Source organism: Microbacterium sp. NPDC055357 (assembly GCF_053644835.1).
Genome location: NZ_JBSHLZ010000009.1, coordinates 40,360 through 56,088, shown reverse-complemented (window position 1 = coordinate 56,088; position 15,729 = coordinate 40,360). Strand labels below are relative to the sequence as shown.

The 15,729-nt window shown below is 67.8% G+C and carries 12 protein-coding genes; 5 read left to right on the top strand and 7 right to left on the bottom strand.

Annotated elements, in window-relative coordinates; genetic code table 11:
* The first annotated feature begins 34 nt into the window (after positions 1 to 34).
* Positions 35 to 1,990 (top strand): glycosyltransferase, encoded by a 1,956-nt coding sequence (locus ACWICD_RS11975; RefSeq protein ID WP_454140293.1) that lies wholly within the window; start codon positions 35 to 37, stop codon positions 1,988 to 1,990.
* On the opposite strand, the gene ACWICD_RS11970 is transcribed toward ACWICD_RS11975, so the two are convergent.
* A complete protein-coding gene (locus ACWICD_RS11970; protein WP_454140319.1) occupies positions 1,981 to 3,117 on the bottom strand; it encodes a glycosyltransferase family 4 protein in 1,137 nt (378 codons plus the stop codon). The two genes, ACWICD_RS11975 and ACWICD_RS11970, sit on opposite strands and share 10 nt — an antisense overlap.
* A 92-nt stretch (positions 3,118 to 3,209) precedes the next feature.
* Between ACWICD_RS11970 and ACWICD_RS11965 the strand changes: the two genes are divergently transcribed.
* Both ACWICD_RS11965 and ACWICD_RS11960 read left to right on the top strand, forming a co-directional pair.
* Positions 3,210 to 4,232, top strand: a complete 1,023-nt coding sequence (locus ACWICD_RS11965; RefSeq protein ID WP_376128234.1) for a glycosyltransferase family 4 protein — start codon at positions 3,210 to 3,212, stop codon at positions 4,230 to 4,232.
* Complete coding sequence (locus ACWICD_RS11960; RefSeq protein ID WP_376128232.1) at positions 4,229 to 5,347, top strand: glycosyltransferase; 1,119 nt, start codon at positions 4,229 to 4,231, stop codon at positions 5,345 to 5,347. The genes ACWICD_RS11965 and ACWICD_RS11960 overlap by 4 nt, the downstream gene beginning before the upstream one ends.
* Positions 5,348 to 5,408: 61 nt before the next feature.
* On the opposite strand, the gene ACWICD_RS11955 is transcribed toward ACWICD_RS11960, so the two are convergent.
* From ACWICD_RS11955 to ACWICD_RS11945, 3 genes are all read right to left on the bottom strand, one after another.
* On the bottom strand, positions 5,409 to 6,956 hold the full coding sequence (locus ACWICD_RS11955) for a sugar transferase (protein ID WP_376128230.1): 1,548 nt from the start codon (positions 6,954 to 6,956) through the stop codon (positions 5,409 to 5,411).
* A gap of 293 nt (positions 6,957 to 7,249) precedes the next feature.
* On the bottom strand, positions 7,250 to 7,852 hold the full coding sequence (locus ACWICD_RS11950; RefSeq protein ID WP_454140292.1) for a hypothetical protein: 603 nt from the start codon (positions 7,850 to 7,852) through the stop codon (positions 7,250 to 7,252).
* Between the two features lie 113 nt (positions 7,853 to 7,965).
* Complete coding sequence (locus ACWICD_RS11945; RefSeq protein ID WP_454140291.1) at positions 7,966 to 10,005, bottom strand: LVIVD repeat-containing protein; 2,040 nt, start codon at positions 10,003 to 10,005, stop codon at positions 7,966 to 7,968.
* Between the two features lie 228 nt (positions 10,006 to 10,233).
* Here ACWICD_RS11945 and ACWICD_RS11940 point away from each other — a divergent pair, with 228 nt between their 5' ends.
* Complete coding sequence (locus ACWICD_RS11940) at positions 10,234 to 10,893, top strand: DUF305 domain-containing protein (RefSeq protein WP_376128876.1); 660 nt, start codon at positions 10,234 to 10,236, stop codon at positions 10,891 to 10,893.
* A 26-nt stretch (positions 10,894 to 10,919) separates the two neighbouring features.
* On the opposite strand, the gene ACWICD_RS11935 is transcribed toward ACWICD_RS11940, so the two are convergent.
* The 3 genes from ACWICD_RS11935 to ACWICD_RS11925 all read right to left on the bottom strand — a co-directional run bounded on the left by ACWICD_RS11935 (position 10,920) and on the right by ACWICD_RS11925 (position 14,817).
* Entirely contained in the window at positions 10,920 to 11,972 is a 1,053-nt protein-coding gene (locus tag ACWICD_RS11935; protein ID WP_454140290.1) for a COG1470 family protein, read from the bottom strand.
* Between the two features lie 77 nt (positions 11,973 to 12,049).
* Positions 12,050 to 12,652: a hypothetical protein gene (locus ACWICD_RS11930; protein ID WP_454140289.1), complete on the bottom strand. Its 603-nt coding sequence runs from the start codon at positions 12,650 to 12,652 to the stop codon at positions 12,050 to 12,052.
* A gap of 113 nt (positions 12,653 to 12,765) precedes the next feature.
* On the bottom strand, positions 12,766 to 14,817 hold the full coding sequence (locus tag ACWICD_RS11925; RefSeq protein WP_376128871.1) for an LVIVD repeat-containing protein: 2,052 nt from the start codon (positions 14,815 to 14,817) through the stop codon (positions 12,766 to 12,768).
* A gap of 229 nt (positions 14,818 to 15,046) precedes the next feature.
* Between ACWICD_RS11925 and ACWICD_RS11920 the strand changes: the two genes are divergently transcribed.
* Entirely contained in the window at positions 15,047 to 15,703 is a 657-nt protein-coding gene (locus tag ACWICD_RS11920; protein WP_376128869.1) for a DUF305 domain-containing protein, read from the top strand.
* Positions 15,704 to 15,729: the final 26 nt, after the last annotated feature.

Sequence of the window (15,729 nt, the reverse complement as noted above, 5' to 3'; positions counted from 1 at the left end):
TCGTCGCTAGGCTCGTGCCGGGAAGGAACGGCCAGTGAGAGTTCTGCGAGTCGCACATCATGCGGTGGTCACGGCCTGGCGTGAACGCGAGCGCCGGCTGCGGGCCCGCGGGGTCGACCTGCTCCTGATCTCCGCGAAGCGGTGGAACGAAGGCGGGCGCCGCGTATCGCTCCAGCCCGGCGCCGACCGATTCGTGCGGGGCGCAGCCACGGTCGGCACCCATCCGAACGCGTTCCTGTACGACCCGCGGCCGATCTGGCGTGCCCTGAAGCGCCGGCCCGACGTCATCGACCTGCACGAAGAGCCGTTCTCACTTGCGACCGCCGAGATGCTTCTGCTGCGTCGCCTGCGTCGCAGCCGCGCGCCGTACGTGCTCTACTCCGCGCAGAACATCGACAAGACCTACCCGATCCCGTTCCGTTGGCTCGAGCGCTACGCCCTGCGCCATGCCGCGGGCGCCTATGTCTGCAACCGCGAGGCGGGCGAGATCCTCGTGCGAAAGGGTCTGCGCGGTCCCGTCTCGCTCATTCCGCTGGGCGTGGATACCGCGGTGTTCGCGGCCGCGGACAAGACGGCTGCCGCGCCGACGCCGGTGATCGGATACGTGGGCCGGCTCGAGCCGCACAAGGGCGTCGCGACGCTGCTGCGCGCGGCAGCATCCAGACCCGACTGGCGCATCGAGATCACGGGCGAGGGGCCGCAGGAGCAGGAACTCGCCGCGCTCGCCGCCGAACTGGGCGTGTCCGACCGGGTCCTCTTCCTCGGCTTCGCGCAGGGCGCCGAGCTCGCCGAACGCTATCGCCGCCTGGATGTGGTCGCCGTGCCGTCGGTGCCCTGGCCCGGTTGGCTGGAGCAGTTCTGCAGGGTGGCCGTCGAGGCGATGGCATCCGGTGTCCCGGTCGTGGCGAGCCGCTCGGGTGCCATCCCCGACGTCGTCGGCGAGGCCGGCATCCTCGTCGAACCGGGCGATGCCCACGCGCTGCGCGACGGCATCGACCAGGCGCTCGAGCCCGGCACGTGGCGCGGCCTGCGTGCGCGCGGTCTCGAGCACGCTCAGAACTTCACCTGGGAGCGCGTCGCCGAGCAGCAGCTCGCTCTGTATCGCGAGGTCGCGCCGGCCAACGACACCGGTCGCGATCGTCCCGTCGAGGTCGTCGCGATCGCGTACGGGGATCCCGAGCTGCTCGACGGGGCGCTCGCGCACCTGGGTGACGGTTTTCCCGTGACGATCGTCGACAACTCCTCGTCTGCTGAGACCCGCGCGATGGCAGAGCGGCGCGGCGCGCACTACATCGACCCGGGCCGCAATCTCGGCTTCGGCGCCGGCGTCAACGTGGCGCTTCGCTCGCTCGCCGATCGCGGCGCCGAGGGGGCTGACGTGCTCCTTCTCAACCCCGACGCGCGCATCGCGCCGGACGCCGTCGGCGAGCTGCACCGCGTGCTGCACGGTTCGGGACGCATCGCGACCGTCGGTGCCACCCAGACCGAGCCCGGCTCAGGCTCACCCGTGCGGGTGTGGTGGCCGTTCCCGCGTCCTTTCCGTGCCTGGCTCGACGCCGTGGGGCTCGGGCGGCTCGACAGGGCGAAAGGGTTCGCGATCGGGTCGGTGCTGCTGCTGCGCGCCGAAGCGATCGCAGAGATCGGCCACTTCGACGAGCGGTTCTTCCTCTACGCAGAAGAGGTCGACTGGCAGAAGCGGGCGACGGATGCCGGTTGGCGTATCGCCGTGGCATCCGTCGAGGCCACTCACATCGGGGCAGGCACCGGAGGTGACGGCAGCGTGCGCGAGGCGCTGTTCTTCGCCAGCACCGAGGAGTACCAGCGCAAGCACTTCGGCGCTTTCGGATGGCAGTCGTTCCGTGTCGCGATGATCGTCGGTGCGACCATCCGCGGGGTGGTGCTGCGCGGCGCACGCGGTGACGACGCACGGCGCCGCCGCCGCATCTTCGTGCGCGGGCCGGTGCGGTACCGCACCGAGCTTCAGCGCTGATCCGGCAGGGGACTCGCGCGCTTCTCGTCGAGCACCTGCCGATAGACATCGAGCGTGCTCTTCGCCACGGCATCCCAGGTGTACGCGGACACGTCGCGCTGTGCGCGCGCGCCCATCGAACGACGCACGGCGGCATCCGTCACGAGGGGCTCGAGCGCACGCGCGATCTGCCGGCCGTCGCGCTCGATGAAGACGCCGTTCTCGCCGTCGACGACGAACTCCTCGGTGCCGTTGACCCGGGTCGTCGCCAGCGGCAGGCCGGCGCTGGCGGCTTCGAGCGTGACCAGCGCGAACGCTTCGTAGAGGGTCGGCAGCACGAAGACATCGGCGGCCTGGAAGTAGTCCTCCACGGTGCTCGAATGGCCGGCGAAGACGATCCGGTCGCCGACGCCGAGCGCCGCCGCTCGCGCTCGGTACGAGGTCTCGTCATCTCCTCCGACGACGAGCGCGCGGGCGGTCGGCGGCAGATGCGGCAGCGCGTCGATGAGAGGGGCGAGTCCTTTTCGTCGGAATTCCTTGCCCACCCAGAGCAGCACGACATCGTCGTCGGCGAAACCGTGACGGTTGCGGACTGCCTGGCGTCGCTCCGCGGCGTCCTGAGGCTGGAATCTGGCGGTGTCCACGGCATTGGGGATCACGGAGATGAGCTCAGGAGGAACGCCGTAGTGCTCGGTCACCTCACGGCCCACGCCATGAGAGACCGCGATGACGCGCCGGAATGCACCGGGGCGGTAGTTCGCCTTCTCGACATGCAGCACGGCGTGATGCAGAGGGTTCGCGATCGCGCGGACCGCCTCGCCGTTGCGGAACTTCATCTCCCACCACGCCCGATGACAGCTGTGCGCAGTGATGACGTCCTGAGTGCGCAGCGCGCACCCGCCCTGGTTGTGGAGCAGATCGAAGTGCTTGTGCTCGAGGTGCCGTGTCGCAGCCGAGGAGTATGTCAGGGGAACGAGGAAACCGGGCCCCCGCGGTTCCGGGACCCGCTCCCAGGCGAGTTCGGGACCGGGAACCGGGTCGACCCCGGTAGCCACCAGCGTCATGTCGATCGACGATGAGAGTCGACGGGCCACCTCGTATGACGCGCGCTCGATGCCCCCTTCGTTGTTGAAGCGGTATGACGACATCGCGACACGCACACGGCCATGCTAGCCAGCGGCTCCGCCGGGGCATCTCTCATAGACTGCAACCGGCCGAAGCGGAGGGCGAACGTATGCGAGTGACGCATCTGGTCTGCTCCGATGGGTTCGCCGGTGTGGAGCGCTACCTCGCAAACGTCGCGACCGGTTTGACCCGTGACGGCGTCGAGGTCACGGTCATCGGGGGCGACCGGCGGCAGATGACGTCCGCCCTCGCGAGCACGGGGGTCCGATGGATGCCCGGCGACGATATGCGCGAGGCGATGCGCACGCTCCGCGCCACCGCCGCGCCCGACGTGCTGCACACGCACATGTCCCAGGCCGACCTCGTGGGCTGGCTCTATCGACGCGCGCCACGTGCTCGTCGCGTGCGCCAGGTGAGCACGCGACATTTCGCGGGGCCGCGCGGACGCAGCCCGCTCTCTCGGGCCGCGTTCCGGCCCGTCGGCAGGTCGCTCGCCGCGCAGATCGCCATCTCGCAGTTCGTCGCCGAGAACGTCGAACCGCCCGCCGAGGTCGTGTACTCCGGCGTCGACTCGACGGATGCCGCACGCCCCCGCGAACCGTTCGTGCTGGCCGCGCAGCGCCTCGAACCCGAGAAGCACACGGCCGACGTCATCGATGCCTGGGCGCAGTCGCGCGGACCGCTCGACGGGTGGACGCTCAAGATCGCGGGCGACGGCGCCGAGCGGGCTGACCTGGAGAAACGCGCGAAGGAGCGCGGCGTGGGCGACAGCGTCGAGTTCCTGGGCCATCGCCCTGACGTTCCCGACCTGCTCGCGCGCGCGAGCATGGTCATCGCTCCCACCCGGCGCGAAGGGCTCGGAATACTCGTGCTCGAAGCGATGGCGCACGGTACTCCGGTCGTCGCCTCCGCGGGCGGCGGACACCTCGAGACCGTCGGAGTCGCGACCCCAGAGCTTCTCTTCCCGAGTGGCGACACGGCATATGCCGCACGAGTCATGGACTCGTTGATCGCCGATGACGGCCTGCGTGCTCGCGCGGGGGAGGCGGCCCGCGCGGCACAGCGCGGGCGCTTCACTCTCGATGCGCAGGTGCGTGGCATCCGTGCCGTTTATGACCGTCTCGGAGTCGGCGAATGAGCCGCGATCTCGTCGTTCTGTCGCTCGAGCCCTGGGACGACGTGTGGCGCCGGAACCAGTACCTCATCGACGGTCTTCTCCGCGGTGACGAGGATCTGCGCGTGCTGTTCGTCGAGCCCTCCAACGACCTGCTGCATTCCGCGGTCAGTGGACGCCGGATCCACCGCGGACGAGGCCTTCGTACGGAGCCGGGATATGAGGGGCGGCTGCACCTTCTGCAGCCGGACAAGCTCTTGCCGCGCCTCGCGGGACCGGCCGCCGACGCACTGTTGCGACGTCGCGTGCGAGGGGTGGCGGCATCGTTGGGGATGCACGCACCCGTGCTGTGGGTGAATGATCCCGGGTGGGCTGGCCTCGTCGCTCGGACGGACTGGCCGAGCCTTTACGACATGACCGACGATTGGCTCGCCGCGGATCGTCCGTCGCGCGAACTTCGACGGATCGCGGCCAACGAAGAGATCCTCATGCAGCGCACGGACGCCGTCGTCGTGTGCTCGACGGGGCTGCGCGACACTCGCGCGCCGCGACGCGACGTCGTGCTCATTCCCAACGCCGTCGACGTGGAGCGGTACCGGTGGCTCCGTGAACGTCCCGCCGATCTGCCGGAGCGCAGTGCGCTGTATCTCGGCACGCTCCATGAGGACAGGCTGGACGTCGGACTCGCCCTGCGCGCCGCCGATGAAGCGGCATCCGTAGGGGGGCGGATCGTCTTCGTCGGACCTGTCGCGCTCGCCGCCGAGAGCGCCGATCGGCTGGTGGATCACCCCGCGATCACGCTGCTCGGGCCTCGCGCGTGGACCGACGTTCCCGGCTATCTGCAACACGCGACGGCGCTTATCGTGCCGCACGTCGTGAACGACTTCACCGACAGCCTCGATCCCATAAAGCTGTACGAGTACCTGGCGGTCGGGCGCCCTGTCGTGAGCACCCCCGTCGCCGGCTTCCGTGATCTCGACACGGCTGCTGTGACGGTCGCCGGCGGCAGCGATTTCGTCGAGGCGGTCTCGGAGGTTCTCGTGAGCGAACCGGCACGGGCTGCGATGCCCGACGTGCCTGACTGGGCGGAGCGGGTCACGGCATACCAGCAGGTGCTGGAACCGCTACTCGAGCGCTGACGGCGTGGTAGGCCACGTGACGAGGAGTCGGGTCACCTCGTCACGTGGCCGAGTCGATGGGTCAGTACGCCCCTCGGGGGGCGATCATGACCTTGGCCGTACGCCACATGATCATCAGGTCGCTCATGACCGACCAGTTCTCGACATAGCGCAGGTCGAGGCGCACGCTCTCTTCCCACGAGAGGTCGCTGCGACCGCTGATCTGCCAGAGACCGGTGATACCGGGCTTGATGAACAGACGGCGATAGACCTTGCCGGCGTACTTGCGCACTTCGCTGGGAAGCGGTGGGCGGGGGCCGACGACGCTCATATCGCCGCGCAGGACATTCCAGAACTGAGGCAGCTCATCGATGGAGTACTTCCTCAGGAAGGCGCCGATGCGCGTCACCCGCGGATCGTTCTTGATCTTGAACAGCACGCCACTGCCCTCGTTCTGTGACTCGAGCTGGGCCCGCTGCTGTTCGGCGTCATTGCCCATCGTGCGGAATTTGAGGATGCCGAACTCCTGGCCGTCGCGGCCGATCCGCGTCTGGCGGAAGAAGACGGGTCCGCCGTCGTCGAGCTTGATGAGCATCGCCACGACAGGCATGACCAGCAGAGAGATCGGGATCATCACGAGGAGCGAGAACACGATGTCACCGACGCGCTTCAGCGCGTGATGACCGCCTTCGAACTCGGGGATCTTCACGTGGATGAGGGGGAGTCCATCGACCGGTGCGAGCGAGATGCGGGGCCCCGCGACATCCGCGATCCGACTCGACAGGACGAGCTCGGATGCCGTGCCCTCGAGCTCCCAGCTCAGCCGCTTGATGAAATCGGGGTCATCATCGGGGCGATTCGCCACGATGATCGTGTCGGCGCCGTGCGTGCGCGCGTGAGAGGCGACGGAGTTCATCGTGCCGACGACATCGTAGCTGCGGTCATGGGCGATGATCCGGTCGCGGGGGCCGTCGGAAGGCGCGACTCCGATGATCGTGTAGCCGCCGGACCCTGCCTCATCGAGCGTGCGCAGGACGTACTCGATGTCGTCACTCGATCCCGCGACGATCGCGCGCTTCGTGAAGGCGCCCGACGCCCGCTGGTTGTGGAGCCATTTGCGCAACATCCAGCGGCCGGCGATCAGGGCGACCGTGCCGGCCGGCAGCGCGAACAGGAGATCCGGCCGCAGCTGTTGCCACTGGAAGATCAGGAACAGCGCCGCAAGCAGGCCGAACGTGTGAGCGGAGGCATGCGCGACCCGCTTGTACTCGGTCGACCCCGACCCCATGACAGAGGTGGCGCGCGACTGCACGACCGTCAGCATGAGCATCCAGGTCGCGACGGTGAGGACGGCGATCAGCCCGCCCGTTGCGGACGCGCCGTCGACGAAGAAGGTGACACCGGTGGTGGCTGCGACCGAACCGATGATCACGAGCCCGTCCGTCACCTGCAGCCGCAAGGCGTACTGCCGTTCCCAGGCGCGGCGGCGTTCGAGCGCCTGCTCGACGCGCGGCACGAGCGTGAGTGTCGGTGCGGTGTCCACCGCGCGAGGTGCGGCGACAGGCGTGCCGAAACCGGCGAGCGTGTCGAGTCCTCGAAGAGTTCCTGCGCCCAGTTCGATCGCGCTCACGAGCCACCACCGCTACGGCGGGGGTCGCTGCGCAGGGCATCCCCAAATGCCATTGCCGAAAATTCCCCAGTGTTGCGCGGCGCCTATGCCATCGGGCTCCGCTGCCCCAGTGCACTCACGACAAGGCCCCAAACCTTATCTCGGGAGTGCATCCCACTGCGCCCCCCGGTGCGCCTATCACACTAGCGTGCAAGGTCGCTGGGGGGAAGGGTGAATTGTGCGTGACGTCTGGGACAACGAGAAGCGGGGGTGACGCACGTGGTGTGCGTCACCCCCGCGAGGGGTACTGCGGTTTACTCGAACAGTGACAGGGTCATCACCGAGGTGTAGCTGCCGGATGCGGCGGCCGATGCGGCGACCTTGAGGGTCAGGTCGGCGGTCGCGTCCCAGGCTCCCTGGTCGTAGGTGCCTTCCTGGTCGACGTTGGCGTAGAGCAGTTCCTGGTCGACGAGGCCGGGGCCTTCGTCCAGGACGCCGGGGACGTCGCCGCCGACGGAGACGGCGCCGTCGGTGTCCTGGGCGGTCTGCGGCGACCAGCCGAGGTGCTCTGCACCGATCGAGTTCGCACCGGAGGTGAACGCGCTGGCGGTGCCCATCACGTACCAGGGGGTGGTGGGAACGACGGCGCGGGTGTCGGTGACGGTCACGGTGGGCAGGGTGCCGGTGAACGAGCGGACCAGCGGGTCGCCCGAATCCTGCTCGGTGAGCGAGGTGTCGTTCGCGGCGACGCTCATGGCGAGCACGCCCGAGGGGTAGCGGTCGGTGACCTCGACGTTGATGTTCACCGAGCCGTCGTCGACGACCTCGTCGGCGGTGGCCACAGCAGCACCGGCCGAAGCCAGCAGCAGCGTGCCGAAAGCCATCGCGCCCACACGGGTGGCAGTCATTTTCTTCATGGGTATGTTCCTGTTCTTCGGGTCGTGGATCGGGTGATCCGGGAGTAGAGCTTGCGGTGAGCTCCCCGGGGTCGGATGCGGACACCCGACCCCGGGGAGACTATCGGGATGGGTTAACTTGCGGGGAACGCGCCGAACGGAGCGGTCTTCGTCTCGGTCACCGTCTCACCGTCGATGGTCCACGTCGTGGTGACCGTGGCCTCGCCGGCCGGAGCCGATGCGAGACGGGTGTTCATCGACACGGACACCGTCTTGCCGGGGGCGACGTTGGTGAACGTCTTGGTGCCGTAGGCGGTGGTGATGACGATGTTCGCCGGGACGTGCTCGTTGTTCGTCGCCGAGACCGACAGGTAGACCTTGCCGGCGAGGGTGCGCGGCTCGGTGCTGGTGTCGAACGTGGTCAGCGAGTCGGCAAGCTCACGCAGCGCGTCAGCGGCAGCACCCGAACCGGCCGCGACAGCGGCAGCCTCGAGAGCGGCCTTGGCCTGCGTGGTGCCGCCAGCCTCAGCAGCAGCGATCTGCGAACGCACCGTTGCCAGAGCGTCGCCCGACAGCGTGCCCGCACGCTCAGCCTGATCCACGAACGACTTCGCCACGTTGTAGCTGGCGTCGTGCGAGAACGACTCCTGGCCCTGGACGTTGACCTGCGGCGAAGCGAATTCGCTCGCTGCCGCGATCTCGTTGGCCGAGAGGTGCGCGCTCGGCGTGAGCTGGAACGTGTCGAAACCACGCGTCAACTCGGAGCCGTAGATGTTGCCGTTGTACCAGTACGTCGACCAGAAGCCACCGCTCGCGGCGCTCGTCGCGCTGATCGGGCCGCGGTCGAAGTAGCCGATCTCGACCGGGTTGGCCGAGTCGGTGAAGTCGAACACCGAGAGACCGCCCTGGTACCAGGCCTGGACCATGATGTCGCGACCCGGAACCGGAACCAGCGAACCGTTGTGCGCGACGCAGTTCTCGCGGTTGGTCTGCACGTTCGGGATCTTGTAGTAGCTGCGGAACTCCATCTTTCCGTCGACTATGTCGTAGATGGCGTTCGCGCCCCACTCCGGACGGTGGATCGACTGGCAGTAGGCACCGCCGCCGCCGCCCCACTCGTCGGTGAAGACGACCGTCGTGCCGTCGTTGTTGAACGTGGCCGAGTGCCAGTACGCGAAGTTGCCGTCGGCGACAGCATCGATGCGCTGCGGGTTGGCGGGATCGCTGATGTCGATCAGGATGCCGTTACCCGCGCACGCGCCGGCCGCGAGACCGATCTCGGCGTACACCGTGATGTCGTGACACTGGTTAGTGTTCGGGCTCGGCGACCAGCCGCCACCTGACGGGTGACGGGGGGCCGTGGGGCCGTTCTGCAAGCCGTTGACGGCACCGGTGACCGGGTCGGCGAACAGACGCGACTCCGTCACGACCGCGGCAGCTGCCGGGTCGGCGACGGGGACCTTGATGACCTCGATGCGCCAGCGCGACGGGTTCTCGGTGTCGGCTGCGCCGTTGCTGCAGCCCGCGAGCTGCGATGCCGCGCGGACGCCCGCGGTGCCCGAGACGTAGATGTAGATGTTCTCGGTGTCATCCGGGTCCTGCAGCACGGTGTGCGTGTGCGAGCCACGGCATGTCTGGACGGCCGCGACCTGCACAGGGTTGTAGATGTCGCTGATGTCGAACACGCGAACGCCGCGGAAGACCGTCGACTGCGGGTTCGTCGTGCAGTCCAGACGCGCGCTGGTCGCTTCGACCGACAGGAAGAGCAGGTCGCCGACGACGGAGGCGTCGTTCTGGCTGCCGGGACAGATGAACTGCGTGAGCAGTTCGGGGTTGGCCGGGTCTGCCACGTCGTAGAACTGGACGCCGTTGTAGTTTCCGACGATCGCCATGTCGTCCTTGAAGGCGAGGTCGGAGTTCGTGCCGAGGCCGGCGAGCTTCGGAAGCGTCGCGAGGTGCTCGACGTTGCTCGACGCGGTGCCCGCGTCGTACAGGCCTGAGCTCAGGCCTTCGCGGGGGTCGGCCGGAGCCGGGTCGGCGACAGCGGACGTCGCCGCCATCATCGAGACGCCGAGGGTGAGTGCGCCGGTGACGGCAAGCGCTCGCGTCCTCCAGCGCGCTCGGGGGGTGGTGCGTGAGTTCATGCGGGGGTTGCCCTTCGTGTCGGTCTTCATCGATCTGACAGGTACTAACTCAAGCGAAAGTGCGTTTCTCCGAGCGGGTTGCCCGGCCTCTGCGCACTTCGCGTACAGCACGGATATGCAGTTGTATGTTCGGGAATCTATAGGTTTGCTGAGAATCTCCGCTACCTTTCTCGTTACATTTCTGTTTCGACCTTCCAATCGGTGCACCGTCGCACTGCAAGATGGAGCCACCGAAACCCGACCGAGAGGCACCTCTCCATGCCCGTATCGCCCCGCTTCCTCCCCCTCGGCGCGGCGGTCGTGATCGCACTCGGGTTGACGGCGTGCACCGCCGAGCCCGAGGCATCCGCCCCCGTTCCCACCGCCCCCGTGATCCAGCCCGGGGCACCGGGCGAACCGAACCGGACCCTGTCGCCCGAAGAAGCCGCCGCGATCCAGTCGGAGCCGCACAACGATGCCGACGTCGTCTTCGTGCGCGACATGATGCACCACCACTCGCAGGCGCTGATCATGACGAGCTACGTCGAAGAACGCACGAGCAACCGTGACATCCGGCTGCTCGCCGAGCGGATGGACATGAGCCAGAGCGCCGAGCTCGAAAGGTTCGAGGCCTGGCTGCAGGCGCGCGGTGAGGCGCCTCGCGATCCGGATGCCGGACACGCGGCGCACGCCGACATGCCGGGCCTTCTGACCGATGCCGAGCTGGCGCAGCTCGAGGCGGCGCGCGATGCCGCATTCGACCGGCTGTTCCTCGAGCTCATGATCAAGCACCACGAGGGCGCTGTCGAGATGGTCATCGACCTGTATGCGTCTGGGGGCGGCCGGGAGACCGAGCTCGACGTCATGGCCGGTCACATCGAGGCCGATCAGGGCATCGAGATCAGCCGCATGCAGGAGATGCTCGCCGCGAGGTCCTGAAACCACCGCGGCGAGCATCTGAGCACTCAGGTTCCCGAGGTGTTCGCCCGCTGGGCTGCGGCGACGGCTTCTGCCACGGCGTCCGCCCGTGCCTGCGCGATGAGGGCCTCGGTCTTGCGCTTGCGTCGGCGACGGTCAAGGGCCGACAGCACGATCAGCAGCACGATGATCGCGATGACGACCAGCTGAGACCACGGCATCGTGATCACGGTCGCCTGAGCCTCGGAGGGCGCGATCTCGCCCACCTCGAGGTCTTCCGCGACGGATGCACCCTGCGAGACGACGTCGACGGTGGCGACGAACAGCGGCCAGACGCCGCGTACCTGCCGTTCGAAGGTGCGGGACTCGCCCGGTGCGATCTCGGTGATCGTCTCGGGGTCCAGCGTGCGTGCGAGCCAGCCGAAGGGACCCGAGACGGTGGCGAGCGATTCGACGCCGAGGCGCACGTTGCCGGTGTTCGAGACCTCGTAGGTGAGGGTCAGCGTGCCGGGCTCGAACGGGTTGATCGAGCCGGTGTAGGTGCCCGAGACGCTCGTCGTGAGCGCGGGGGCCATCTCGCCGGTGACGCGGGTCATGACGCGGAAGCCGACGCGGGACTCGACGCCCACCTCGCCGCCGCTGCGGATGCTGGCGGCCACGCCGGCGGGGTGGTCGCCCGGCGTCGCGTTCTCGGGCACGGTGATCGTGAAGGGAACGATCGCGTCGCCGCCCGAGGGTACCTCGATGCTGTCCTGGATCTCGATCCAGGTGCCCGCATCGACGGACTCCTGGTCCGAAGTCAGCATGTTGAACCGGCCCGTGGCCGTGAAGTAGCCGTCAGCGGCCGTGAGCTGGAACGTCACGGTCTCGCGGCTGAGGTTGCGCACGAGGAGGTGCTCTTCGACCGTCGAGCCGGGGTCGAGCTCGAGCTCGACCCACGAGCGACCGTCTTCGCCGACACCGTCGCTGGGCCGAACCATCCAGGTGATGGTGTCGTCTTGCGTGTCGGCGGCAGCGGCCGTCGCTGCGGGCGCGAACGGCACCGCGAAGAAAAGGAGTGCGAGTGAAGCGACGATCAGTCGTCGAAGAAAGCGTTGCATGAGACCTCGGGGGGAGTTTAGTCGGTCGCACGCGGAGAGGCCGCACCCGTGGGTACGGCCTCTCGCGTGTCGAGGTTTTACTCGAACAGTGACAGGGTCATCACCGAGGTGTAGCTGCCGGATGCGGCGGCCGATGCGGCGACCTTGAGGGTCAGGTCGGCGGTCGCGTCCCAGGCTCCCTGGTCGTAGGTGCCTTCCTGGTCGACGTTGGCGTAGAGCAGTTCCTGGTCGACGAGGCCGGGGCCTTCGTCCAGGACGCCGGGGACGTCGCCGCCGACGGAGACGGCGCCGTCGGTGTCCTGGGCGGTCTGCGGCGACCAGCCGAGGTGCTCTGCACCGATCGAGTTCGCACCGGAGGTGAACGCGCTGGCGGTGCCCATCACGTACCAGGGGGTGGTGGGAACGACGGCGCGGGTGTCGGTGACGGTCACGGTGGGCAGGGTGCCGGTGAACGAGCGGACCAGCGGGTCCTCCGTGTCGATCTCGGTGAGCGAGGTGTCGTTCGCGGCGACGCTCATGGCGAGCACGCCCGAGGGGTAGCGGTCGGTGACCTCGACGTTGATGTTCACCGAGCCGTCGTCGACGACCTCGTCGGCGGTGGCCACAGCAGCACCGGCCGAAGCCAGCAGCAGCGTGCCGAAAGCCATCGCGCCCACACGGGTGGCAGTCATTTTCTTCATGGGTATGTTCCTGTTCTTCGGGTCGTGGATCGGGTGATCCGGGAGTAGAGCTTGCGCTGAGCTCCCCGGGGTCGGATGCGGACACCCGACCCCGGGGAGACTATCGGGATGGGTTAACTTGCGGGGAACGCGCCGAACGGAGCGGTCTTCGTCTCGGTCACCGTCTCACCGTCGATGGTCCACGTCGTGGTGACCGTGGCCTCGCCGGCCGGAGCCGATGCGAGACGGGTGTTCATCGACACGGACACCGTCTTGCCGGGGGCGACGTTGGTGAACGTCTTGGTGCCGTAGGCGGTGGTGATGACGATGTTCGCCGGGACGTGCTCGTTGTTCGTCGCCGAGACCGACAGGTAGACCTTGCCGGCGAGGGTGCGCGGCTCGGTGCTGGTGTCGAACGTGGTCAGCGAGTCGGCAAGCTCACGCAGCGCGTCAGCGGCAGCACCCGAACCGGCCGCGACAGCGGCAGCCTCGAGAGCGGCCTTGGCCTGCGTGGTGCCGCCAGCCTCAGCAGCAGCGATCTGCGAACGCACCGTTGCCAGAGCCTCGCCCGACAGCGTGCCCGCACGCTCAGCCTGATCCACGAACGACTTCGCCACGTTGTAGCTGGCGTCGTGCGAGATCTTCGGCTGGTGCTGCGGGTTGAACTCGTCGATCTGGTACTCGGCAGCAGCCGCCAGCTCGTTCGCGCTCAGGTGCTCGCTCGGCGTGAGTGCGAGGCTGTCGAAGCCACGACCGATCTCGGAACCGAAGACGTGACCGTTGTACCAGTACGCCGACCAGTACCCGGCCAGCGTCAGGGCGTTGGGGTTGATCGGGCCGCGGTCGAAGTAGCCGATCTCGACCGGGTTGGAGCTGTCGGTGAAGTCGAACACCGAGAGACCACCCTGGTACCAAGCCTGGACCATGATGTCGCGACCCGGAACCGGAACCAGCGAACCGTTGTGCGCGACGCAGTTCTCCTGCGCCGTCTGCGGTGCGGGCATCTTGTAGTAGCTGCGGAACTCGAGCTTGCCGTCCACGATGTCGAAGATGGCGTTCGCGCCCCAGTTGAGCGGGTCGATCGCGCGGCAGCGAGCACCGCTTCCGCCGCCCCACTCGTCGGTGAAGACGACCTTGGTGCCATCGTTGTTGAACGTGGCCGAGTGCCAGTACGCGAAGCGCGGGTCGGTGACCGCATCGAGGCGAACCGGGTTGGCCGGGTCGCTGATGTCGATCAGGATGCCGTTGCCCTCACAGGCACCGGCAGCGAGGCCGATCTCGGGGTACGACGTGATGTCGTGGCAGGCGTCCGCCGCGGAGGTGGACTGCATGCCCTCACCGTGGCTGCCGCCGGGCCACAGGCCCGCGGGGCTACCCGTCGCCGGGTCGCTGAAGATGCGGGCGTGGTTGACGATCGCCGCACCGGCCGGGTTGGCCAGCGGAACCTTGATGACCTCGACGAGGAAGCGCGCGCCCAGGATGGGGTTGCCCTCGGCGTCGAGCTGCGACTCGATCGTGTTGCCGGCGACGTTCGTGCAGCCGCCCTCGACGTTCGTCGTCGTCGTGCGGACGCCAGCGGTGCCCGAGACGTAGACGTAGACGTTGTCGGCGTCATCGGCATCCTCGACGACCGTGTGCGTGTGCGAGCCGCGGCACGTCTGAACGGCCGTCACCTGGAACGGGTTGTTGATGTCACTGATGTCGAAGATGCGGACACCGCGGAAGTTCTGCGGGTCGGTGACAGGAGTGTTGCTGGCCGATCCGCAGTCGAGGCGGCCGGGGGCCGATTCGACCGACATGAACAGCAGGTTGCCGTAGACGGAGACGTCGCCCTGTCCACCGGGACACAGGAACGAACCCGTCAGCGTCGGCGCTGCGGGGTTCGAGATGTCATAGATCTGGAAGCCGTTGTAGTTTCCGTTGATCGCGTAGTTTCCGGTGTACGCCATGTCGGAGTTGTAGTTGCCGAAGCCTTCGGGCTTGGCCTGCGTCGAGAGCAGATCGACGTTGCTGGCGGCGGTACCGGCGTCGTACAGGCCGGGGGCCAGCCCCTCGCGGGGGTCTGTCGGGGTGTCGGCCGTTGCGACGGTGGCGGTAGCCGTCACCATCGACATACCGAGGGCGACGGCGCCCACGGTGGCCAGTGCGCGCGCCTTCCAGCGTGCGCGTTCGGGTCGTGTGTTCATGCGGAGAGTAGGCCTTTCAATCGTCATCGATTTGTTGCGTCATTGCGTTGGCCGAAGAGCACTCCGCAACCCGAGACCGGATCGCGGTGTGCGCTTCGCATACTTCACGAATATGCAGTTATATGTAGGGGAATCTATAGGTCTGCTGGGAACAGCGCTACCCACAATGCGATTCCCTGTCATATAACCGATGATGAATCGAACGCTCGAAGACGAGAGGTGCAGGACGATGGCGCGATGGACCCGGCTGATTTCGACGGGTGCGGCGCTCATGCTCGCGGTCGGCCTCACCTCCTGCACGAGCGAGGCTGAGGCGGCACCGACATCGACGGCGCCGGTCGTGCAACTGGGGGGTCCGGGCGAGCCGAACCGCACCCTCTCGCCCGAAGAGGCGGCCGCGATCCAGGGCCCGCCCTATGTTGAAGAAGACGTCGTCTTCGTCCGCGACATGCTGCACCATCACTCGCAGGCGATCATCATGACCGACCTCGTGGCCGAGCGCTCCGACGACGAAGAAGTCAGGATGCTCGCGCAGCGCATGGCCATCGGTCAGGAAGAAGAGATGCGCCAGATGGAGTCCTGGCTGCAGGACCGCGGCGAGCCGGCTCGCGATCCGGATGCCGGACACGATGCGCACGCCGGCATGCCGGGCCTGCTCACCGAGGCCGAACTCGACGCTCTCGCCACCGCCGAGGGCAAGGCGTTCGACCGGATGTTCCTCGAGCTCATGATCAAGCACCATGAGGGTGCCGTCACGATGGTCGTCGACCTCTACGCGTCGGGCGGTGGCCAGGAAGTCGCGATCGACACGATCGCCCGCCACGTCGAGGGCGACCAGAACATCGAGATCAAGCGCATGCAGGGAATGCTCGCCGACCGCTCCTGACGGGTCCGGCCAGGGCGCGGCATCCG

What these genes read in the sequence shown, in the direction of transcription:
- ACWICD_RS11960 (WP_376128232.1), top strand. Translation starts at nt 4,229, where the DNA reads ATGAGCCGCGATCTCGTCGTTCTGTCGCTCGAGCCCTGGGACGACGTG.
- ACWICD_RS11950 (WP_454140292.1), bottom strand. Translation starts at nt 7,852, where the DNA reads ATGAAGAAAATGACTGCCACCCGTGTGGGCGCGATGGCTTTCGGCACG.
- ACWICD_RS11925 (WP_376128871.1), bottom strand. Translation starts at nt 14,817, where the DNA reads ATGAACACACGACCCGAACGCGCACGCTGGAAGGCGCGCGCACTGGCC.
- ACWICD_RS11940 (WP_376128876.1), top strand. Translation starts at nt 10,234, where the DNA reads ATGCCCGTATCGCCCCGCTTCCTCCCCCTCGGCGCGGCGGTCGTGATC.
- ACWICD_RS11945 (WP_454140291.1), bottom strand. Translation starts at nt 10,005, where the DNA reads ATGAAGACCGACACGAAGGGCAACCCCCGCATGAACTCACGCACCACC.
- ACWICD_RS11970 (WP_454140319.1), bottom strand. Translation starts at nt 3,117, where the DNA reads ATGTCGTCATACCGCTTCAACAACGAAGGGGGCATCGAGCGCGCGTCA.
- ACWICD_RS11930 (WP_454140289.1), bottom strand. Translation starts at nt 12,652, where the DNA reads ATGAAGAAAATGACTGCCACCCGTGTGGGCGCGATGGCTTTCGGCACG.
- ACWICD_RS11920 (WP_376128869.1), top strand. Translation starts at nt 15,047, where the DNA reads ATGGCGCGATGGACCCGGCTGATTTCGACGGGTGCGGCGCTCATGCTC.
- ACWICD_RS11935 (WP_454140290.1), bottom strand. Translation starts at nt 11,972, where the DNA reads ATGCAACGCTTTCTTCGACGACTGATCGTCGCTTCACTCGCACTCCTT.